The sequence below is a fragment of the Pseudomonas sp. NPDC089401 genome, from assembly GCF_044749485.1.
In the GTDB taxonomy this organism is placed as follows: domain Bacteria; phylum Pseudomonadota; class Gammaproteobacteria; order Pseudomonadales; family Pseudomonadaceae; genus Aquipseudomonas.
The window spans coordinates 81,722-101,600 of the sequence record NZ_JBIVIA010000010.1 but is presented as its reverse complement, the minus strand read 5'-3'; the positions used below and the strand labels follow the sequence as shown (position 1 = coordinate 101,600).

Genomic DNA, 19,879 nt, shown 5'->3' with positions numbered 1-19,879 from the left:
ATATTTGTATATCGCGATTCATCGATATAAATTTCGCTGCATCGCGATACACAACGAGCCTCACCCATGCCACTCGATCTCGACGAAATCATCAAAGCGCTGGCCCACCCGGTCAGGCGAGAAATCCTCAGCTGGCTGAAAGACCCGGCAACGCAATTTCCCGACCAGTACCACAGCACCGAGAACGGTGTCTGTGCCGGGCAGATCGACCAACGCTGCGGCCTCTCGCAGTCGACCGTCTCGGCCCACCTGGCGACCTTGCAGCGCGCCGGGCTGATCCGCAGCCAGAAGATCGGCCAGTGGCACTTCTTCAAACGCGACGAAGCCACTATCCAGGCGTTCCTCGAACAACTGCGCCAAGCGCTTTGACCAGGCAGGTAACCGTTATGACCACGCTTTTCGATCCGATCACCCTGGGCGACGTGCAACTGCCCAACCGCATCATCATGGCCCCGCTGACCCGCTGCCGCGCCGACGAAGGCCGGGTGCCCAACGCGCTGATGGCCGAATACTACGTGCAGCGCGCCAGCGCCGGGCTGATCCTCAGCGAGGCGACTTCGGTGACGGCGATGGGCGTCGGCTACCCGGACACGCCCGGCATCTGGAACGACCAGCAGGTGCGTGGCTGGCACAACGTCACCCAGGCCGTGCACGGCGCCGGTGGGCGCATCTTCCTGCAGCTGTGGCACGTCGGCCGCGTCTCCCACCCCAGCTACCTCAATGGCGAGCTGCCGGTGGCGCCGAGCGCGATCCAGCCCAAGGGCCACGTCAGCCTGGTGCGCCCGCTGAGCGACTACCCGACCCCGCGCGCACTGGAAACCGAAGAAATTGCCGACATCGTCGAGGCCTACCGCAGTGGCGCCGAGAACGCCAAGGCCGCCGGTTTCGATGGCGTGGAGATTCACGGTGCCAACGGCTACCTGCTCGACCAGTTCCTGCAGAGCAGCACCAACCAGCGCCACGACCGCTACGGCGGCTCGCTGGAAAACCGTGCGCGCCTGCTGCTGGAAGTCACCGATGCGGCCATCGAGGTATGGGGCGCCGGCCGCGTCGGCGTGCACCTGGCACCGCGTGCCGATGCCCATGACATGGGCGACGCCGACCGTGCCGAAACCTTCACCTACGTGGCGCGCGAGCTGGGCAAGCGCGGCATCGCCTTCATCTGCTCGCGGGAGAAGGAAGCCGACGACAGCCTGGGGCCGCTGATCAAGCAAGCGTTCGGTGGGCCGTACATCGTCAACGAGCGCTTCGACAAGGCCAGCGCCAATGCGGCGTTGGCGGCGGGCAAGGCGGATGCGGTGGCGTTCGGCGTGCCGTTCATCGCCAACCCGGATTTGCCGGCACGGCTGGCGGCGGATGCGCCGTTGAACGAGACACATCCGGAAACCTTCTACGCCAAGGGGCCGGTGGGGTACATCGATTACCCCCGCCTCTGAGCAAAGGCCATTCGCGGGTGAACCCGCGCCCACAGGGCCCGCGCAGCCTTCAGCGTTGGCGCGGTACCTGTGGGAGCGGGCTTGTCGGGGCGCCGAACCGCCGCGAAGAAGGCTCAGGTGATCTCAAGGCCGAGCATTGATCTGCTGTTGCAGGTTCTGGATCTGGTTCTGCAGGGTGTTCAGGTTACGCGTGGTCTGCCCCCGAAAAGCATCGAACTCCTGCACCGTCGCCCCGCTCGACGACGCCGAGCGGTTCTCCATCTGAGTCTTGAGCACCAGCACATCCTGCTCGAGGCTGTCGATCGCCGCCTTCTGATTACCCTGCTTCTTCAACGCCGCCACTTCATCGTTCAGGCTCTTGAACTGGCCATCGAGCTTGCCGCCATCCACCTGTCCCGACTTCAGCGCGGCGAGCTCGCCATTCACGGCCTTCAATTGCGCCTGCAACTGGGTCTGCAATTCGGTCACGGCCTTCTGCTGCTCACGGGTATCGGCCAGCACCTGCTCCAGGCGCTTGCCCAGGTCTCCCGCCTGCCCGGCCACGCCCTGCTGCTGCTTGCCCTGCTCGGCCAGGCTGGCCTGCAACTGGCGAATCTGCAACTTCAACGCCTCGCTGCCGGTGGTGGTGCTCGACTCGCTGGCAGCGACCTTGCCACTGATCGCCTGCAAGCGTCCGGCGGCGTCCTCGCTGATGCGGGCAAAGCTTTCCTGGGTGGCCACCAGTTGCTGCTCCATCAGCGAAATCTGCTGGAAGCTCCACCAGCCCAGGCCCGCCAGGGCGATGAACGATGCGCCCAGCAACGCCCACAGCGGGCCGGTGCTGCCCGGCCTGGCCGCCTTCTTGCGGCTGCGCGAAACATGGGCGGGCAGCAGCTCGTCGTCATCGGGGGTACCGGCCCGCAGGGTGGGCACATCATCGAAATCGTCGTGGGCATCGTTACGCATAGGTGGCTTCAACCGCGGTGGTAGCAAAGAGACATGAGTATAAACCGCTTGCGCGGCGCACTGATGACCATCAACTGCCGGCCAGGTTCACTGGCCCGGTGGCTGATGCTTCCACCAGGCGCAGAATTCATCCAGCGCGGTCCACAGGCTGACCTTGGGCTGATAGTTCAGGTATTGGCGGGCACGGCTGATGTCCAGGGTGAAATCGCGGCTCATCACCTGCATGCCCAGGCGCGACAGGGTCGGTTGCGGGCGCCCGGGCCAGAGCAGGCAGGCCGCTTCGTTCAATGCCGCGAGGCTGTAGGCCAGGCCGTAGGAGCGGTAGCGGGTGACCTGGGGTAGCTGCATCTGGCGCATCACGTAGTTGACCACGTCCCACAGCGGCAGCGGCTGGCCGTTGCTGATGTTGTAGGCCTGGCCCAGGGCCCGCTCTTCGGCGAACAGGGCGCTGAGCAGCGCGTCGTTGAGGTTGTGCACGCTGGTGAAGTCGACCTTGTTCAGGCCATTGCCGATGATCGCCACGCGGCCCTTGCGCTGCATCTGCATCAGCCGTGGGAAAATGCTGGCGTCACCGGCGCCGGTGACGAAACGCGGGCGCAGCGCCAGCACTTCGAGGCCGAACTCCTGGGCACCGAACACCTTCTGCTCGGCAAGGTACTTGGTCTGCCCGTAGTGGTCGTGGAAGCGGCGCGGCACCTGGTCTTCGCGGATATCCAGGCGCGAGCGGCCATTGAAGTAGATCGACGGCGACGACAGGTGCACCAGGCGCCGCACGTGCTCCTTGAGGCAGCCTTCGACGACGTTCTCGGTGACCAACACGTTGCCCTGGTGAAAGTCCTGGTAGCGCCCCCAGTTGCCCACGGCGCCTGCGCAGTGCACCACGGCATCGACGCCCTGGCACAGACGCCGGGCCAGCTCGGCGTCGCCGAGGTCGCCGGGAATGAACTGTGCGCCACGCTTCACCAGGTGCTCGACACCCTCGGCGCGCCGGCCGCTGACCCGCACGTCCAGGCCCTGCTCCAGGGCAAAGCGCGCGAAGCGCCCGCCAATGAAGCCGCTCGCGCCGGTGACCAGAATTTGCATGTAAGACTCCGCCTAGATTTCAGATGCAACAGACGCCGGCCGCCGCTACAACGGCACCAGCCAGTGGTGCGCGGTGCGGTGCAGGTGCTCGGTGAGTTGCGCGAGCAGGTGCCCGCCGTTGCGCCAATGATGCCAGTACAGCGGCACGTCGATGGGGGTATCGGCGCAAATTTCCACCAACTGGCCGGCGGCCAGCTGCTCACGGGCCTGCAGCTCGGGCACCAGGCCCCAGCCGAGGCCCGCTTCGGCCATGCGCAGGAAACCTTCGGACGATGGGCACAGGTGGTGCAGGAAGCCGTCCTGGATACCCAGCGAAGCCAGGTAGCGGTGCTGCAGGAAATCGTCCGGGCCATAGACGATGGCAGGCGTGCGAGCCAGGCGCCTGGCCTCGAACCCCTGTGGGAAATAGCGCGCCATGAACCCGGGGCTGGCCAGCGCGCGGTAACGCATGGCACCCAGCGGCAGGCTGCGCGCCCCGGCCACCGGTCGCTCGCTGCCACACAGGCAGGCTGCCACGTCACCGGCGCGCATGCGTTTCAGGCCGACTTCCTGGTCCTCCACCACCAGGTCGGTGAGCAACTGCTGCTCGGTGCAGAAGCCGCCTACCGCGCCGGCCCACCAGGTGGCCAGGCTGTCGGCATTGAGGGCGATGCGCAGGCGCTCCGGCAGGCCCTCCTCGTCCAGGGCCGGCACCTGGCGCTGCAGGTCGCGCTCGAGCAGGCGCACCTGCTGCACATGGTTGAGCAATTGCCGGCCGACCTCGGTCGGGCTCGGCGGCGTGGCACGCACCAGCACCGGCTGGCCGACCCGCGCCTCGAGCAGCTTGACGCGCTGGGAGACGGCCGACTGCGACAGGCCCAGGACCTGGGCGGCCCGTTCGAAACCGCCCTGCTCGATCACCGCCGCGAGGGCGGCCAACAGCTTGTAGTCGAACATCGATTCTCCTAATGCGGGATCAGCTTTATTGGTTTTTCTTATACAGCGGCGCCCGTCACAATGGCCAGCATCTTGTTTGGTAGTTCATTCCTGGAGCACGCCATGTGGCAAAGCTATCTCAACGGCATGCTGGTGGCCTTCGGCCTGATCATGGCCATCGGCGCACAGAACGCCTTCGTCCTCGCCCAGAGCCTGCGCCGTGAACACCACCTGCCGGTGGCGGCGCTGTGCATCGTCTGCGACGCCATCCTGGTGGCAGCCGGGGTGTTCGGCCTGGCCACGGTGCTGGCGCACAACCCGACGCTGCTGGCCGTCGCCCGCTGGGGCGGCGCGGTGTTCCTGATCTGGTACGGCGCCAAGGCACTGCGCAGCGCATTTTCCACCCAGAGCCTGCAACAGCAGGAAGGCCAAGGCATGCGCTCGCGCCGGGCGGTGCTGCTCAGCGCCCTGGCGGTGACCCTGCTCAACCCGCATGTCTACCTCGACACGGTGCTGCTGATCGGCTCGCTCGGCGCCCAGCAGACGGCTCCAGGCGCCTACGTGGCCGGGGCGGCCAGCGCTTCGCTGCTGTGGTTCTCGACCCTGGCCATCGGCGCCGCGTGGCTGGCGCCCTGGCTGGCCCGCCCGGCCACCTGGCGCCTGCTCGACCTGATGGTGGCAGTGATGATGTTCGCCGTGGCGGCGCAGTTGATCTTCAACTGAGCGCCGCCGGTCGGCGGCCTGCGACCGCTCTGGAACCTCTATTCCCTATGTTTGTTGCGTGGTTATGCGCAGGGCCCGGTGCTATGATCCAGCCCTTGCGTCGCAAAGAGTAAAAACTCGCCGACGTACATCGGGCCGCCCGTGATCGGCCTTGCGCAAACCGCAAACAGACCTGAATCAGGAGATCCACCATGGCTTTTGAATTGCCGCCGCTGCCGTACGCCCACGATGCCCTGCAGCCGCACATCTCCAAGGAAACCCTGGAGTATCACCACGACAAGCACCACAACACCTATGTCGTGAACCTGAACAACCTGGTCCCAGGCACCGAATTCGAAGGCAAGACCCTCGAAGAAATCGTCAAGGCCTCTTCGGGCGGCATCTTCAACAACGCCGCGCAGATCTGGAACCACTCCTTCTACTGGGAATGCCTGTCGCCAAACGGCGGCGGCCAGCCGACCGGTGCCCTGGCTGAAGCCATCAACGCCGCGTTCGGTTCCTTCGACAAGTTCAAGGAAGAGTTCACCAAGACTTCGGTCGGCACCTTCGGCTCCGGCTGGGGCTGGCTGGTGAAGAAGGCTGACGGTTCCCTGGCCCTGGCCAGCACCATCGGCGCCGGCTGCCCGCTGACCAGCGGCGACACCCCGCTGCTGACCTGCGACGTCTGGGAACACGCCTACTACATCGACTACCGCAACGTGCGTCCGAAGTACGTCGAGGCGTTCTGGAACCTGGTCAACTGGGCCTTCGTGGCCGAGCAGTTCGAAGGCAAGACCTTCAAGGCCTGATTCGTTCGGACCTGACCAAGAACCCGGCCCAGTGCCGGGTTTTTTTATACCTGTGCCGGCCTCTTCGCGGGTGAACCCGCTCCCACAGGGATTGCATCAGGCCCACAAGCGGCGCAGTACCTGTGGGAGCGGCTTCAGCCGCGAAAGGGCCGGCAAGGTTTGGCTTGCTCACCCGGCATAGCACGCTAACATCAAAGCTCTGGAAGATTGATACCGCGCACTCAAGTTGCAGGGTCGGGCTACCGATACACTGCCATGGTCGGCCGATAGTGTATTGCCAACGTTAATGGCAAAATGATGCCATGCGCATGGATTAAGGAAACCCCATTGAAGCTGGAAATGCGGAACAGCTTGTCGGTCAAGTTGCTCAGGGTCGTGCTGCTTTCGGCGCTTGCGGTCGGCGTCATTCTCAGCTGCGCGCAGATCGTCTATGACACCTACAAGACTCGCCAGGCCGTCAACAGCGACGCCCAGCGCATCCTCGACATGTTCCGCGACCCCTCCACCCAGGCGGTGTACAGCCTCGACCGGGAAATGGGCATGCAGGTGATGGAAGGCCTGTTCCAGGACGAGTCCGTACGCATGGCCTCGATCGGCCACCCCAACGAAACCATGCTCGCCGAAAAGTCCCGCCCGCTGCAGGACATGTCCATGCGCTGGCTGACCGACCTGTTCCTCGGCCAGGAACGCAGCTACACCACCCAACTGGTCGGCCGCGGCCCCTACAGCGAATATTACGGCGACCTGAGCATCACCCTGGATACCGCCTCCTACGGTGAAGACTTCCTGATCAACGCGATCATCATCTTCGTCTCCGGGGTATTGCGCGCCCTGGCCATGGGCCTGGTGCTGTACCTGGTGTACCACTGGCTGCTGACCAAGCCGCTGTCGAAGATCATCGAGCACCTCACCCAGATCAACCCCGATCGCCCCAGCCAGTACCAGATCCCGCTGCTCAAGGGCCACGAGAAGAACGAGCTGGGCATCTGGGTCAACACCGCCAACCAGCTGCTGGCCTCGATCGAGCGCAACACGCACCTGCGCCACGAAGCCGAGAACAGCCTGCAGCGCATGGCCCAGTACGATTTCCTCACCGGCCTGCCCAACCGCCAGCAACTGCAGGAACAACTGGACAAGATCCTCGTCGACGGCGGCCGCCTGCAACACCGGGTGGCCGTGCTGTGCGTCGGCCTGGACGACTTCAAGGGCATCAACGAACAGTTCAGCTATCAGGTCGGCGACCAGCTGCTGCTGGCCCTGGCTGACCGCCTGCGCGCCCACAGCGGCCGCCTAGGCGCCCTCGCGCGCCTGGGGGGCGACCAGTTCGCCCTGGTCCAGGCCAATATCGAACAGCCCTACGAGGCCGCCGAGCTGGCCCAGAGCATCCTCGACGACCTGGAAGCGCCGTTCGGCTTCGAGCACCAGCAGATCCGCCTGCGCGCCACCATCGGCATCACCCTGTTCCCCGAGGACGGCAACAGCACCGAAAAGCTGCTGCAGAAGGCCGAACAGACCATGACCCTGGCCAAGGCCCGCTCGCGCAACCGCTACCAGTTCTACATCGCCAGCGTCGACAGCGAGATGCGCCGCCGCCGCGAGCTGGAAAAGGACCTGCGCGAAGCCCTGCCACGCAACCAGCTGTACCTGGTGTACCAGCCACAGATCAGCTACCGCGACCACGGCGTGGTCGGCGTCGAGGCGCTGCTGCGCTGGCAGCACCCGGAACTGGGCATGGTCCCGCCGGACCAGTTCATCCCCCTGGCCGAGCAGAACGGCAGCATCATCGCCATCGGCGAGTGGGTGCTCGACCAGGCCTGCCGCCAGCTGCGCGAATGGCATGACCTGGGCTTCGGCGAACTGCGCATGGCGGTCAACCTGTCGACCGTGCAGTTGCACCACAACGAGCTGCCGCGGGTGGTCAACAACCTGATGCAGGCGCACCGCCTGCCGCCACGCAGCCTGGAGCTTGAAGTCACCGAAACCGGCCTGATGGAAGACATCAGCAGCGCCGCCCAGCACCTGCTGAGCCTGCGTCGCTCGGGGGCGATGATCGCCATCGACGACTTCGGCACCGGCTACTCCTCGCTCAGCTACCTGAAATCGCTGCCGCTGGACAAGATCAAGATCGACAAGAGCTTCGTCCAGGACCTGCTCGACGACGATGACGACGCCACCATCGTTCGCGCCATCATCCAGCTTGGCAAGAGCCTGGGGATGCAGGTGATCGCCGAGGGCGTGGAGAGCGCCGAGCAGGAAACCTACATCATTGCCCAGGGCTGCCACGAGGGCCAGGGCTACCACTACAGCAAGCCGCTTCCCGCCCGTGAACTGACCCATTTCCTCAAGCAGGCGCAGCGCAACCAGGTGTCGGCGCTGTAACGCAACCCTCCCGGTTACAGGCCATGACAGGCATTTACATGAATTGCGCGTGCGCCCCTTTACAGCAAATGCAAATCTTTCGCATGATGTTGCGGTTTCGCGTGCCACGGTGCACGGCCTAACCCTTGGTCCAACCACACGACGCAGGAAAACCAATAATGATCCGTATGCCTCTGGCCTCCGCCAGTCTGCTGGCCATCGCCATCGCTCTCGCCGGCTGCGGCGAAGGCAAGAACGACAAGGCCGCCGCCCCGCAAGCCCAGGCCCCTGCTGCCGCAAGCACCGCCGCTGCGGCGCCGGGCACTGTCGACGAAGCGGCCGGCAAGGCCGTGGTCAAGCATTACTCCGAGGTGGTCTATGCCGTGTACAGCGACGCGCTGAGCACCTCCAAGACCCTGCAGGCCGCCATCGACGCCTTCCTCGCCAAGCCGGGCGACGACACCCTGAAAGCCGCCAAGGAAGCCTGGGCCGCCGCACGCGTTCCGTACCTGCAGAGCGAAGCCTTCCGCTTCGGCAACACCATCATCGACGACTGGGAAGGCCAGGTGAACTCCTGGCCCCTGGACGAAGGCCTGATCGACTACGTCGACAAGAGCTACGAGCACGCCCTGGGCAACCCGGCGGCCAATGCCAACATCATCGCCAACACCGAGATCCAGGTGGGTGAAGAGAAGGTCGACGTCAAGGACATCACTGCCGAGAAGCTCGCCAGCCTGAACGAACTGGCCGGTTCCGAAGCCAACGTCGCCACCGGCTACCACGCCATCGAGTTCCTGCTCTGGGGCCAGGACCTCAACGGCACCGGCCCGGGCGCCGGCAACCGCCCGTACACCGACTACCTGGAAGGCAAAGGCGCCACCGGTGGCCACAACGACCGTCGCCGCGCCTACCTGAAAGCGGTCACCGAGCTGCTGGTCAAGGACCTCGAGGGCATGGTCGCCAACTGGGCGCCGAACGTCGCCGACAACTACCGCGCCACCCTCGAAGCGGAGCCGGCCAACGACGGCCTGCGCAAGATGCTGTTCGGCATGGGCAGCCTGTCGCTGGGCGAACTGGCCGGCGAGCGCATGAAGGTCTCGCTGGAAGCCAACTCGCCGGAAGACGAGCAGGACTGCTTCAGCGACAACACCCACTACTCGCACTACTACGATGCCCTCGGCATCCGTAACGTCTACCTGGGCGAATACACCCGTGTCGACGGCACCAAGCTGAGCGGCCCGAGCCTGTCGTCGCTGGTGGCCAAGGCCGACCCGGCCGCCGACGCCACCCTCAAGGCTGACCTCGACGCCACCCAGGCGAAGATCCAGGTGATGGTCGACCACGCCCTCAAGGGCGAGCACTACGACCAGCTGATCGCCGCCGACAACGCCGCCGGCAACCAGATCGTGCGCGACGCCATCGCCTCGCTGGTCAAGCAGACCGGCTCGATCGAGCAGGCCGCCGGCAAGCTGGGCATTGCCAACCTGAACCCGGATACCGCTGATCACGAGTTCTGATCAGCAGTTTTTCGGATTTGAAAAGAGGCGGCCTTCGGGTCGCCTTTTTTCTGTGCCGGCCTCTTCGCGGGTAAACCCGCTCCCACAGGGACCGCGCTGCACCGGAAGACTGTGGAGGGTTCCTGTGGGAGCGGGTTTACCCGCGAAAGGGCCGGCACAGGTGAAGAAGATGCTGGCATTTCACACCGTTTTCACCCAGGCAATTGCAAATTGCTCTTATTCAAACAGGGCTGGCCTGCTAAGCTTGCACGCCGGTTTTTCGTCCACGCCCAGGATTTTGCATGTCCTCGTCGCTGTCCCGACTCTCCCCTTTGCTGCTGGCCCTCGCCCTTGCCGCCTGTGACGACGCCCCGCGTTTCACCCAGGCCGAGCCCGGCGAAGCGTTGTCGGGCGGCCAGGCCACCGTGCAGCGCAGCGACCGCCGTGCCTTTTCCCTGCCCTCGGCCAACCTGTCGCCCGAGCGGCGCCTGGACTTCGCCGTGGGCAACAGCTTTTTCCGCAGCCCCTGGGTGATCGCCCCGTCCACCACCACCGCCCGTGACGGCCTGGGCCCGCTGTTCAACACCACCGCCTGCCAGAACTGCCACGTGCGCGATGGCCGCGGCCACCCACCAGCGCCCGGCGACAGCAACGCGGTCGGCATGCTGGTGCGCCTGTCGATCCCCGACCAGCCCTACCTGGCCGAAGTGATCGAGCGCCTGGGCGTTGTCCCCGAGCCGGTCTACGGCACCCAGTTGCAGGACATGGCCATCCCCGGCGTGGCGCCAGAGGGCAAGGTGCGGGTCAGCTACACCGAGCAGGCCGTCACCTTCAAGGATGGCCACCGGGTCGAACTGCGCCGCCCTGCCCTGCAGATCACCCAGCTCGGCTATGGCGCGATGCACCCCGACACCCGATTCTCGGCCCGGGTAGCCCCGCCGATGATCGGCCTGGGCCTGCTCGAAGCCATCCCCGAAGCCGACATCCTGGCCAACGAAGACCCGGACGACCGCAACCGCGACGGCATCCGCGGCCGCGCCAACCGGGTCTGGGACGATGCCCAGGGCAAGACCGTGGTCGGCCGCTTCGGTTGGAAGGCCGGGCAACCCAACGTCAACCAGCAGAACGTGCATGCCTTCAACGGCGACATGGGCCTGACCAGCACCCTGCAACCGAAGGACGACTGCAGCACCGCCCAGGCCGATTGCCTGGCCGCGCCCAATGGCGACGGCGAAGGTGGCGAAAAGGAAGTCAGCGACAACATCCTGCGCCTGGTCACCTTCTACACCCGCAACCTCGGCGTGCCCGCCCGCCGCGATGTCGGCGCGCCGCAGGTGCTGGCCGGCAAGAACCTGTTCTTCCAGGCCGGCTGCCAGGCCTGCCATGTGCCGCAGTTCACCACCGCCGCCAATACCGCCGAGCCGGAGCTGGCCAACCAGCTGATCCGCCCCTACAGCGACCTGCTGCTGCACGACATGGGCCCGGGCCTGGCCGACGAGCGCACCGAATTCGCCGCCAATGGCCAGGACTGGCGCACCCCGCCGCTGTGGGGCATCGGCCTGACCGAGGCGGTCAGTGGCCACACCCAGTACCTGCACGACGGCCGTGCCCGCGACCTGCTCGAAGCCGTGCTCTGGCACGGCGGCGAGGCGCAGGCGGCGCGCGACCATGTATTGACCTTCGATGCCGAGCAGCGCGCCGCGCTGCTGGCGTTCCTGAACTCACTTTAAACGCGCAAGGAGCCGGGCATGTTCCGACCCAAACTGTTGTTCACCAGCCTCGCCGCACTCGCCCTCGGTGCCTGCTCGCCGCAGGACCCGCAAGCCGTGACCTCCGCCGCCATCGCCAAGCAGGTGATCCTGCCGACCTACAGCCGCTGGGTCGAAGCCGACCGCCAGCTGGCGGTCAGCGCCCTGGCCTACTGCGAAGGCAAGGCAAGCCTGGACACCGCGCGCGCTGACTTCCTCACCGCGCAAAAAGCCTGGGCCGAGCTGCAGCCGCTGCTGGTCGGCCCGCTGGCTGAAGGCAACCGCGCCTGGCAGGTACAGTTCTGGCCCGACAAGAAGAACCTGGTCGGCCGCCAGGTCGAGCAACTGGTCAACGGCGACAAGCCGGTCGATGCCGCTGCCCTGGGCAAGGCCAGTGTCGTGGTGCGTGGCCTGTCGGCCTACGAGTACATCCTGTTCGACAGCAAGCCTGATGTCGCCACGGCCGAGCAGAAGGCCCGCTACTGCCCGCTGCTGGTCGCCATCGGCGAGCACCAGAAGGCCCTGGCCGAGGACATCCTCAAGAGCTGGAACAGCACCGACGGCATGCTCTCGCAGATGACCAAGTTCCCCAACCAGCGCTACGCCGACTCCCACGAGGCGATCGCCGACCTGCTGCGTTCCCAGGTCACCGCGCTGGACACCCTGAAGAAAAAGCTCGGCGCGCCGATGGGCCGCCAGAGCAAAGGCATCCCGCAACCGCTGCAAGCCGAAGCCTGGCGCAGCCATTCCTCGATGAAGAGCCTGGAAGCCACCCTCAAGGCCGCCCAGGCGGTGTGGGTCGGGGTCGACAACCAGGGCCTGCGCGGTCTGCTGCCCAGCGATCAGAAAGCCCTGGCGCAGAAGATCGACGACGCCTACGCTACCTCGCTCAAACTGCTGGCCGACAACCACAAGACCCTCGGCGAGCTGCTGGCCGACGAGGCCGGGCAGCAGACCCTCAACCAGATCTACGACAGCCTCAACGTCGTCCACCGCCTGCACGAAGGCGACCTGGCCAAGGCGTTGAACATCCAGCTGGGCTTCAATGCCAACGACGGTGACTGATCATGCTGCGACGCCAGGCCCTCAAACTCGCTAGCGTAATGCTCAGCGCCCTGACCCTGGGCGGCTGGAGCCTGTTTCGCAACAAAGGCAGCCAACCCTTGCTGCTGTCGGCGCGTGACGATGGTGACGGCAAGCACTATGCGGTCGGGTTCCGCCTGGACGGCACCCAGGTGTTCAGCACCCAAGTGGGTCAGCGTTGCCATGCCATCATCAACCACCCAGAGCTGCCGATCGCCCTGTTCGTCGCGCGCCGGCCCGGTACCGAAAGCTACCTGGTCGACCTGCGCGACGGGCGCCTGCTGCAGACCGTCACTTCGCAGCCGAACCGGCACTTCTACGGCCACGCGGTGATCCACAAGGGCGGCGAATGGCTGTACGCCACCGAGAACGACACCACCGACCCGGGGCGTGGCGTGCTCGGCGTGTACCGCTTCGAGGGCGAGCGCCTGGTGCACAGCGGCGAGATCCCGACCCACGGCATCGGCCCCCATGAACTGGCCTGGCTGCCCGACGGCGAAACCCTGATCGTCGCCAACGGCGGCATCCGCACCGAGGCCGAGAGCCGGGTCGAGATGAACCTGAACGCCATGGAGCCAAGCCTGGTGCTGATGCAGCGCGACGGCACCCTGCTGAGCAAGGAGACCCTGGCCCAGCAGATGAACAGCGTGCGCCACCTGGCGGTGGGCGACGATGGCACCATCGCCGCCTGCCAGCAGTTCATGGGCGATGCCGACGAGACTGCCGAGCTGCTGGCGATCAAGCGCCCGGGCGAGCCGTTCAAGGCCTTCCCGGTGCCCGAGCGGCAGCTGCAGTCGATGGCCCAGTACACCGCCAGCGTCGCCATCCACAGCGACCTGCGCCTGGTGGCGCTGACCGCGCCGCGGGCGAACCGCCTGTTCGTCTGGGACCTGGACAGCGGTGCGGTGAGGCTCGATGCGCCGATGCCCGATTGCGCGGGGGTCGGGGCGGTGAAGGATGGCTTCGTCGTTACCTCCGGGCAGGGGCGCTGCCGCTTCTACGACTGCCGCAAGGCCGAGCTGATCGGGCAACCGATGGACCTGCCTTCCGGGTTCTGGGACAACCACCTGCACCTGGCCTGATCCTTTCATTGCCTGCGCTGGCCCCTTCGCGGCTGAAGCCGCTCCCACAGGGTACTGTGTGCTCTCTGTGGGAGCGGCTTTAGCCGCGAAGAGGCCGGCACAGGCAATCCCCGCCTCCTTCTGCAATACTTCCCCCATCCGCACGTGGGCAGGATAGCCCGTTGTCGTGTCATAACGAATAACAACCGCATCCAAGGAACCGGACTTATGGTTCGTCGCCGCATGCTCATCATGTTGGCCGTCGTTCTGCTGATCGTGCTGGCCCTGGGGGGCTACAAGGGCTTCTCGATCTATCAACAGATCCAGGTGTTCTCCGCCCCTCGGCCACCGATCACCGTCGCGGCCGCCCAGGCCGAACAGCGCCAGTGGCAACCGCGCCTGCCCGCCGTCGGCAGCCTCAAGGCCTTGCAGGGCGTCGACCTGAGCCTGGAGGTGGAAGGCATCGTCAAGGCGCTGTATTTCGACTCCGGGCAGAAGGTCAAGGCCGGGCAGCCCCTGCTGCAGCTCAACGACGACCAGGAAACCGCCCTGCTCGGCACCGCCCAGGCCGACCTGGGCCTGGCCAAGGTCGACTTCGGCCGGGGCAGCCAGCTGGTCGGCGATGCCGCCATCTCCCGCGGCGAGTTCGACCGCCTCAGTTCCCAGTACCGGCGCAACCAGGCGGTGGTCGAGCAGCTCAAGGCGCAGAAGATCAAGAAAAGCATCAACGCCCCGTTCAGTGGCACCATCGGCATCCGCCAGGTGGACATCGGCCAGTACCTGGCCGCCGGCACGGTGATCGCCACCCTGCAGGACCTGTCCAGCCTGTACGTCGACTTCAACGTGCCGGAGCAGTCGCTGCCGCAGCTGAGCCTGGGCCAGCAGGTGCTGGTGCAGGTGGCCGCCTACCCCGGCCAGACCTTCCCCGCCAGCCTCAGCGCGATCAACCCCAAGGTCGATGAAAACACCCGCAACCTGCTGGTGCGCGCGACCCTGGCCAACCCGGACGGCAAGCTGCTGCCCGGCATGTTCGCCAACCTGCTGCTGTTGCTGCCCGACCCGCAACCCCAGGTGGTGGTGCCGGAAAGCGCCATCACCTACACCCTCTACGGCAACTCGGTGTATGTCGCCACGCCCGGACAGGACAAGGATGGCAAGCCGCAACACGACGACCAGGGCCAGCCCCAGCTCACCGCCGAACAGCGCACCGTACAGACCGGCGAGCGCCGCGACGGCGTGGTGGTGGTCAGCAAGGGCCTCGAGGCGGGCGAGCAGGTGGTCACCGCCGGGCAGCTCAAGCTGACCCCGGGCGCGGCCATCCGCATTGGCCAGGACAGCGCACTCAAGCCCGACCAGGGCGCGAAGCGCACCGACTGAACGGGAGGCAGGCATGGCATTCACCGACCCGTTCATCCGCCGCCCGGTACTGGCCAGCGTGGTCAGCCTGCTGATCCTGCTGCTCGGCTTCCAGGCCTGGAACACGCTGCAGATCCGCCAGTACCCGAAAATGGAAAACGCCCTGATCACGGTGACCACCGCCTACCCCGGGGCCAATGCCGAGACCATCCAGGGCTACATCACCCAGCCGCTGCAACAGAGCCTGGCCAGCGCCGAAGGCATCGACTACATGACCTCGGTGAGCCGGCAGAACTTTTCGGTGATCTCGATCTACGCGCGCATCGGCGCCGACAGCGACCGCCTGTTCACCGAACTGCTTGCCAAGGCCAACGAAGTGCGCAACCAGCTGCCGCAGGATTCGGAAGACCCGGTGCTAAGCAAGGAAGCCGCCGACGCCTCGGCGCTGATGTACATCAGCTTCTACAGCAAGGAAATGAGCAACCCGCAGATCACCGACTACCTGTCGCGGGTGATCCAGCCCAAGCTGGCCACCCTGCCGGGCATGGCCGAAGCGGAAATCCTCGGCAACCAGGTGTTCGCCATGCGCATCTGGATCGACCCGGTGAAGCTTGCTGGCTTCGGCCTGGCGGCCAGCGACGTGACCAATGCCGTGCGCCGCTACAACTTCCTCTCCGCCGCCGGCGAGGTGAAGGGCGAATACACGGTCACCAGCATCAACGCCAGCACCGAGCTGAAATCGGCCGAAGCCTTCGCCGCGCTGCCGGTCAAGGTCTCCGGTGACAGCCGGGTGCTGCTGGGCGACGTGGCGCGGGTGGAGATGGGCGCGGAGAACTACGACACGGTCAGCTCGTTCGACGGCACGCCGTCGGTCTACATCGGCATCAAGGCGACCCCGGCGGCCAACCCGCTGGAGGTGATCAAGGAAGTGCGCAAGATCATGCCCGAGCTGCAGGGCCAGCTGCCGGAAGCGCTGAAGGTATCGATCGCCTACGACGCCACGCTGTTCATCCAGGCCTCCATCGACGAGGTGATCAAGACCCTTGGCGAAGCGGTGCTGATCGTCATCGTGGTGGTGTTCCTGTTCCTCGGTGCCCTGCGTTCGGTGCTGATCCCGGTGGTGACCATCCCGCTGTCGATGATCGGCGTGCTGTTCTTCATGCAGATGATGGGCTATTCGCTGAACCTGCTGACCTTGCTGGCGATGGTGCTGGCAATCGGCCTGGTGGTGGACGATGCCATCGTCGTGGTGGAGAACATCCACCGGCACATGGAAGAAGGCAAGTCGCCGTTCGACGCAGCGCTGGAGGGCGCGCGGGAAATCGCCCTGCCGGTGGTGTCGATGACCATCACCCTGGCTGCGGTGTATGCGCCCATCGGCTTTCTTACCGGGCTGACCGGCGCGCTGTTCAAGGAATTCGCCCTGACCCTGGCCGGGGCGGTGGTGATTTCCGGCATCGTCGCCCTGACCCTGTCGCCGATGATGTGCGCCCTGCTGCTGCGCCAGGAGCAGAACGCCAGCGGCCTGGCCCACCGCCTGGACGTCATGTTCGAACGCCTCAAGGGGCGTTACCAGCGCGTGCTGCACGCCACCCTCGACAGCCGCCCTGTGGTGCTGGTGTTCGCGCTGATCATCCTGTGCCTGATCCCGGTGCTGCTCAAGTTCACCCAGAACGAACTGGCGCCCAACGAGGACCAGGGCGTGATCTTCATGATGAGCAGCTCGCCGCAGCCGGCCAACCTGGATTACCTGAACGCCTACACCGACCAGTTCACCCCGCTGTTCAAAAGCTTCCCCGAATACTACTCGTCGTTCCAGATCAACGGTTTCAACGGTGTGCAGAGCGGCATCGGCGGCTTCCTGCTGAAACCGTGGAACGAGCGTGAACGCACGCAGATGGAGCTGCTGCCGCTGGTGCAGGCCAAGCTCGAACAGATCGGCGGGCTGCAGATCTTCGGCTTCAACCTGCCGTCGCTGCCGGGCACCGGCGAAGGCCTGCCGTTCCAGTTCGTGATCAACACCGCCGGCGACTACCCGGCGTTGCTGGAGGTGGCCCAGCGGGTCAAGCAACGAGCCCAGGCCTCGGGCAAGTTCGCCTTCCTCGACATCGACCTGGCGTTCGACAAGCCCGAGGTGGTGGTCGACATCGACCGGGCCAAGGCGGCGCAGATGGGGGTGTCCATGGACACCCTGGGCGGCACCCTGGCGACCCTGCTGGGCGAGGGGGAAATCAACCGCTTCACCCTGGAGGGGCGCAGCTACAAGGTGATTGCCCAGGTCGAGCGGCCCTACCGTGACAACCCGGGCTGGCTGAACAGTTACTACGTGAAGAACGAGCAGGGCCAGCTGCTGCCGCTGTCGACCCTGATCACCCTCAACGACCGCGCCCGCCCGCGCCAGCTCAACCAGTTCCAGCAGTTGAATGCGGCGATCATCCAGGGCGTGCCGATGGTCAGCATCGGCGAGGCGCTGCAGACGGTGCGCGACATCGCCCGCGAGGAAGCGCCGGAAGGCTTCTCGTTCGACTATGCCGGCACCGCGCGGCAGTACGTCCAGGAAGGCAGCGCATTATGGGTGACCTTCGGCCTGGCGCTGGCGATCATCTTCCTGGTGCTGGCGGCGCAGTTCGAGAGTTTCCGCGACCCGCTGGTGATCCTGGTGACGGTGCCGCTGTCGATCTGCGGCGCGCTGCTGCCCTTGTTCCTGGGGATTTCCAGCATGAACATCTACACCCAGGTGGGGCTGGTGACGCTGATCGGGCTGATCAGCAAGCACGGCATCCTGATCGTCGAGTTCGCCAACCAGCTGCGCGAGGAAAAAGGCCTGGGCGTGCGCGAGGCGATCGAGGAAGCGGCGGCGATCCGCCTGCGGCCGGTGCTGATGACCACGGCGGCGATGGTGTTCGGCATGGTGCCGCTGATCCTGGCGACCGGGGCCGGGGCGGTGAGCCGGTTCGACATCGGCACGGTGATTGCCACCGGGATGTCGATCGGGACCTTGTTTACCTTGTTCGTGTTGCCGTGCATCTACACCCTGCTGGCTCACAGATCATCTGGCCCGGCCCATTCGCGGGTAAACCCGCTCCCACAGAGACCTCATCAGTCCTGAATGCCGTGGTTAACCTGTGGGAGCGGGTTTACCCGCGAAGAGGCCGGTACAGGTGGATACAAAAACAAAGGCCCCGCGATTGCGGGGCCTTTGTCTGCTCAAGCCAATTTCAGCCAAACGGCCGAAGTCCCTGGCGCATGCCGAACAGGAACAGCAACAGATCATGATCTGGCGCCACCTGCGCATGCTGCGGCTTCACTTCCCGGGGCAACGCACACTGCGCCGCCTGTTCAGCCTTGCTGAACACCACAGGCCGCGGCTCTTCCCAGGCGGCTACCGCCGCCGTGGTCACCGCCAGACCCGCCACCAGGAACAAAGCTCGAGCGATTTCTAGTTTCATTGCCCTAACCCTTTGACAGCGCTGCCAAACGCCATCTGATAAAAATAGAGCAGCGATTGCCATTCCGCGTCGTTCAGCGACGAATGGCGGCGCAGCTGACGCAAGTCGTTGCCGGCCGCACGCTGGCAGCTGATGCGCCGCCGGCACTTCTCGAGGTCGAGCAGCGCCACTTCGACACGCGCCTGCTCGCCCTCGCCGACCACCTTGATGAACACATGCTTGCCGTACAGGCAGCCGTGCTGCCAGTGGCCCAGGTGCATGCGCGCCAGGTTGTCGGCCAGGTCCTTGAGCATGCGCTCGTGCACCACCGCCGGGAAGCGCTCGCGCGCACCCTCGGCATGCCAGGTGTCGAGTTCGACGAAACCGTCCAGCGCCTCGCTGACCAGCAGCGCACGCCATTGCTGGTCGGCATCGCGTTCGGCGCCACAGAACACGATGCGCGGCACGCGCACACCCAGTTGCTCGAAGCTGTTCAGCGCATCGAGCTCACGCAGCACGGTTGGCCGGCCGAACGGATGCAGCAGGCTGCGGTAGATGTGCCCGACCTGGCGCTTGGCATACAGCAGCTTGCCACTGGCATCGTTCAGGCGTTGCACGCCACTCTCGCCGCCGCGCCGCTGGTTGGGTTCCTCGACCCATTCACCCTGCTGGCGCCAGTAATAATCGAACCGCGATTCCCCATTCTGGGCTACAGCCATCAAACACTACCCCTTGCGCAATACATAAACCCGCCACATGGCATAGAGCGGCAGGAAGTCCAGGCGTTCCTGGATTCTGAAGCCGGCGGCCCGAAATTCTGCTTCCACTGTTTCTGCCGGTAGCACGAAACGGTTCTGGTAGCTGCCTTGCTCGGCCTTGGCGCTGCGCCTGCGTTCGAGCTTGCCGCGCCGCCAGGCCTTGAAGTTGCCATCGACCCACAATGACAGTATTACGCTGTCACGGGTAACCCGTTGAAATTCATCAAGAATCGTCTTGCGATGAGCAGCCTCGCCAATGTGGTGAAAGAGCCGCATGCAGAAAATGCTGTCGACCGCGTTGTCCGGCAGGTCAATGTCGAACGCCGAAGTCTGCAAGGGCCGTACCCGCGCCACCACTGCTGGCGGTTGCGCGGCACAGGCTGTCGCGATCATCGCCTCGGAATTGTCGGCGCCGATGATCACCCGGTTCGGCTTTTCCGCCAGCAACGGCCAGAAACGGCCCGCGCCGCACGGCAGGTCGAGCACCAGGCCCGGCTCACCGGCCAGTGCCAGGGCATGCCGGGCCAACTGCTCGTCGCGCAGGTGCGAGAGGCGCCTGGCCAAGCCGTCCTGGTGCTTGAGGAAATATTCTTGAGCGTGCTGCTGGTCGTACTTCTCGGAAAATTCGAGTTTGATCGGGCTGCGCATCGGGCATCTCCTGAATCCAATGCGCACACCTTAGGCAGGCAAGCGTAGCTTCC

General features: G+C 65.4%; 17 protein-coding genes. 11 read left to right on the top strand and 6 right to left on the bottom strand.

Going from position 1 to position 19,879, the window contains the following annotated elements:
- Positions 1–66: 66 nt before the first annotated feature.
- On the top strand, positions 67–369 hold the full coding sequence (locus ACIP21_RS21760) for an ArsR/SmtB family transcription factor (protein ID WP_400691908.1): 303 nt from the start codon (positions 67–69) through the stop codon (positions 367–369).
- 17 nt (positions 370–386) lie between these two features.
- Positions 387–1,436: an alkene reductase gene (locus ACIP21_RS21755; protein ID WP_400691905.1), complete on the top strand. Its 1,050-nt coding sequence runs from the start codon at positions 387–389 to the stop codon at positions 1,434–1,436.
- A gap of 123 nt (positions 1,437–1,559) precedes the next feature.
- Here ACIP21_RS21755 and ACIP21_RS21750 read toward each other — a convergent pair whose 3' ends face one another.
- The 3 genes from ACIP21_RS21750 to ACIP21_RS21740 all read right to left on the bottom strand — a co-directional run bounded on the left by ACIP21_RS21750 (position 1,560) and on the right by ACIP21_RS21740 (position 4,400).
- Positions 1,560–2,381 carry an ATPase gene (locus tag ACIP21_RS21750; RefSeq protein ID WP_400691902.1) on the bottom strand — a complete coding sequence of 274 codons (822 nt, stop codon included), beginning with the start codon at positions 2,379–2,381 and terminating at the stop codon, positions 1,560–1,562.
- Between the two features lie 87 nt (positions 2,382–2,468).
- On the bottom strand, positions 2,469–3,464 hold the full coding sequence (locus ACIP21_RS21745) for an NAD-dependent epimerase/dehydratase family protein (protein WP_400691900.1): 996 nt from the start codon (positions 3,462–3,464) through the stop codon (positions 2,469–2,471).
- Between the two features lie 45 nt (positions 3,465–3,509).
- On the bottom strand, positions 3,510–4,400 hold the full coding sequence (locus tag ACIP21_RS21740; RefSeq protein WP_400691897.1) for a LysR family transcriptional regulator ArgP: 891 nt from the start codon (positions 4,398–4,400) through the stop codon (positions 3,510–3,512).
- 102 nt (positions 4,401–4,502) lie between these two features.
- Here ACIP21_RS21740 and ACIP21_RS21735 point away from each other — a divergent pair, with 102 nt between their 5' ends.
- The 9 genes from ACIP21_RS21735 to ACIP21_RS21695 all read left to right on the top strand — a co-directional run bounded on the left by ACIP21_RS21735 (position 4,503) and on the right by ACIP21_RS21695 (position 18,101).
- Positions 4,503–5,102 carry a LysE/ArgO family amino acid transporter gene (locus ACIP21_RS21735; RefSeq protein WP_400691894.1) on the top strand — a complete coding sequence of 200 codons (600 nt, stop codon included), beginning with the start codon at positions 4,503–4,505 and terminating at the stop codon, positions 5,100–5,102.
- A 191-nt stretch (positions 5,103–5,293) separates the two neighbouring features.
- On the top strand, positions 5,294–5,890 hold the full coding sequence (locus tag ACIP21_RS21730) for a superoxide dismutase (RefSeq protein ID WP_400691892.1): 597 nt from the start codon (positions 5,294–5,296) through the stop codon (positions 5,888–5,890).
- Positions 5,891–6,217: 327 nt separating this feature from the next.
- Complete coding sequence (locus ACIP21_RS21725; RefSeq protein WP_400691889.1) at positions 6,218–8,269, top strand: putative bifunctional diguanylate cyclase/phosphodiesterase; 2,052 nt, start codon at positions 6,218–6,220, stop codon at positions 8,267–8,269.
- A 158-nt stretch (positions 8,270–8,427) separates the two neighbouring features.
- Complete coding sequence (locus tag ACIP21_RS21720; protein WP_400691887.1) at positions 8,428–9,765, top strand: imelysin family protein; 1,338 nt, start codon at positions 8,428–8,430, stop codon at positions 9,763–9,765.
- Between the two features lie 281 nt (positions 9,766–10,046).
- Complete coding sequence (locus ACIP21_RS21715) at positions 10,047–11,474, top strand: di-heme oxidoredictase family protein (RefSeq protein ID WP_400691885.1); 1,428 nt, start codon at positions 10,047–10,049, stop codon at positions 11,472–11,474.
- A gap of 18 nt (positions 11,475–11,492) precedes the next feature.
- Complete coding sequence (locus ACIP21_RS21710) at positions 11,493–12,557, top strand: imelysin family protein (RefSeq protein WP_400691882.1); 1,065 nt, start codon at positions 11,493–11,495, stop codon at positions 12,555–12,557.
- 2 nt (positions 12,558–12,559) lie between these two features.
- Entirely contained in the window at positions 12,560–13,657 is a 1,098-nt protein-coding gene (locus ACIP21_RS21705) for a DUF1513 domain-containing protein (protein ID WP_400691879.1), read from the top strand.
- A 207-nt stretch (positions 13,658–13,864) separates the two neighbouring features.
- Positions 13,865–15,013 (top strand): efflux RND transporter periplasmic adaptor subunit, encoded by a 1,149-nt coding sequence (locus ACIP21_RS21700; RefSeq protein ID WP_400691876.1) that lies wholly within the window; start codon positions 13,865–13,867, stop codon positions 15,011–15,013.
- Between the two features lie 13 nt (positions 15,014–15,026).
- Complete coding sequence (locus ACIP21_RS21695) at positions 15,027–18,101, top strand: multidrug efflux RND transporter permease subunit (RefSeq protein WP_400691873.1); 3,075 nt, start codon at positions 15,027–15,029, stop codon at positions 18,099–18,101.
- Positions 18,102–18,210: 109 nt separating this feature from the next.
- On the opposite strand, the gene ACIP21_RS21690 is transcribed toward ACIP21_RS21695, so the two are convergent.
- The 3 genes from ACIP21_RS21690 to ACIP21_RS21680 are packed head-to-tail and all read right to left on the bottom strand — an operon-like array spanning position 18,211 to position 19,826.
- On the bottom strand, positions 18,211–18,441 hold the full coding sequence (locus ACIP21_RS21690) for a hypothetical protein (RefSeq protein WP_400691870.1): 231 nt from the start codon (positions 18,439–18,441) through the stop codon (positions 18,211–18,213).
- Positions 18,438–19,139, bottom strand: coding sequence for a lipopolysaccharide kinase InaA family protein (locus tag ACIP21_RS21685; RefSeq protein ID WP_400691867.1), 702 nt, complete (start codon positions 19,137–19,139; stop codon positions 18,438–18,440). Before ACIP21_RS21685 ends, ACIP21_RS21690 begins: the two co-directional genes overlap by 4 nt.
- Positions 19,140–19,145: 6 nt before the next feature.
- Entirely contained in the window at positions 19,146–19,826 is a 681-nt protein-coding gene (locus ACIP21_RS21680) for a class I SAM-dependent methyltransferase (RefSeq protein ID WP_400691864.1), read from the bottom strand.
- Between the last annotated feature and the right edge of the window lie 53 nt (positions 19,827–19,879).

Excerpts from the sequence above, each read along its gene's own strand:
- ACIP21_RS21760 (WP_400691908.1), top strand. The coding sequence starts at position 67 with ATGCCACTCGATCTCGACGAAATCATCAAAGCGCTGGCCCACCCGGTC.
- ACIP21_RS21755 (WP_400691905.1), top strand. The coding sequence starts at position 387 with ATGACCACGCTTTTCGATCCGATCACCCTGGGCGACGTGCAACTGCCC.
- ACIP21_RS21750 (WP_400691902.1), bottom strand. The coding sequence starts at position 2,381 with ATGCGTAACGATGCCCACGACGATTTCGATGATGTGCCCACCCTGCGG.
- ACIP21_RS21745 (WP_400691900.1), bottom strand. The coding sequence starts at position 3,464 with ATGCAAATTCTGGTCACCGGCGCGAGCGGCTTCATTGGCGGGCGCTTC.
- ACIP21_RS21740 (WP_400691897.1), bottom strand. The coding sequence starts at position 4,400 with ATGTTCGACTACAAGCTGTTGGCCGCCCTCGCGGCGGTGATCGAGCAG.
- ACIP21_RS21735 (WP_400691894.1), top strand. The coding sequence starts at position 4,503 with ATGTGGCAAAGCTATCTCAACGGCATGCTGGTGGCCTTCGGCCTGATC.
- ACIP21_RS21730 (WP_400691892.1), top strand. The coding sequence starts at position 5,294 with ATGGCTTTTGAATTGCCGCCGCTGCCGTACGCCCACGATGCCCTGCAG.
- ACIP21_RS21720 (WP_400691887.1), top strand. The coding sequence starts at position 8,428 with ATGATCCGTATGCCTCTGGCCTCCGCCAGTCTGCTGGCCATCGCCATC.
- ACIP21_RS21715 (WP_400691885.1), top strand. The coding sequence starts at position 10,047 with ATGTCCTCGTCGCTGTCCCGACTCTCCCCTTTGCTGCTGGCCCTCGCC.
- ACIP21_RS21710 (WP_400691882.1), top strand. The coding sequence starts at position 11,493 with ATGTTCCGACCCAAACTGTTGTTCACCAGCCTCGCCGCACTCGCCCTC.
- ACIP21_RS21705 (WP_400691879.1), top strand. The coding sequence starts at position 12,560 with ATGCTGCGACGCCAGGCCCTCAAACTCGCTAGCGTAATGCTCAGCGCC.
- ACIP21_RS21700 (WP_400691876.1), top strand. The coding sequence starts at position 13,865 with ATGGTTCGTCGCCGCATGCTCATCATGTTGGCCGTCGTTCTGCTGATC.
- ACIP21_RS21695 (WP_400691873.1), top strand. The coding sequence starts at position 15,027 with ATGGCATTCACCGACCCGTTCATCCGCCGCCCGGTACTGGCCAGCGTG.
- ACIP21_RS21690 (WP_400691870.1), bottom strand. The coding sequence starts at position 18,441 with ATGAAACTAGAAATCGCTCGAGCTTTGTTCCTGGTGGCGGGTCTGGCG.
- ACIP21_RS21685 (WP_400691867.1), bottom strand. The coding sequence starts at position 19,139 with ATGGCTGTAGCCCAGAATGGGGAATCGCGGTTCGATTATTACTGGCGC.
- ACIP21_RS21680 (WP_400691864.1), bottom strand. The coding sequence starts at position 19,826 with ATGCGCAGCCCGATCAAACTCGAATTTTCCGAGAAGTACGACCAGCAG.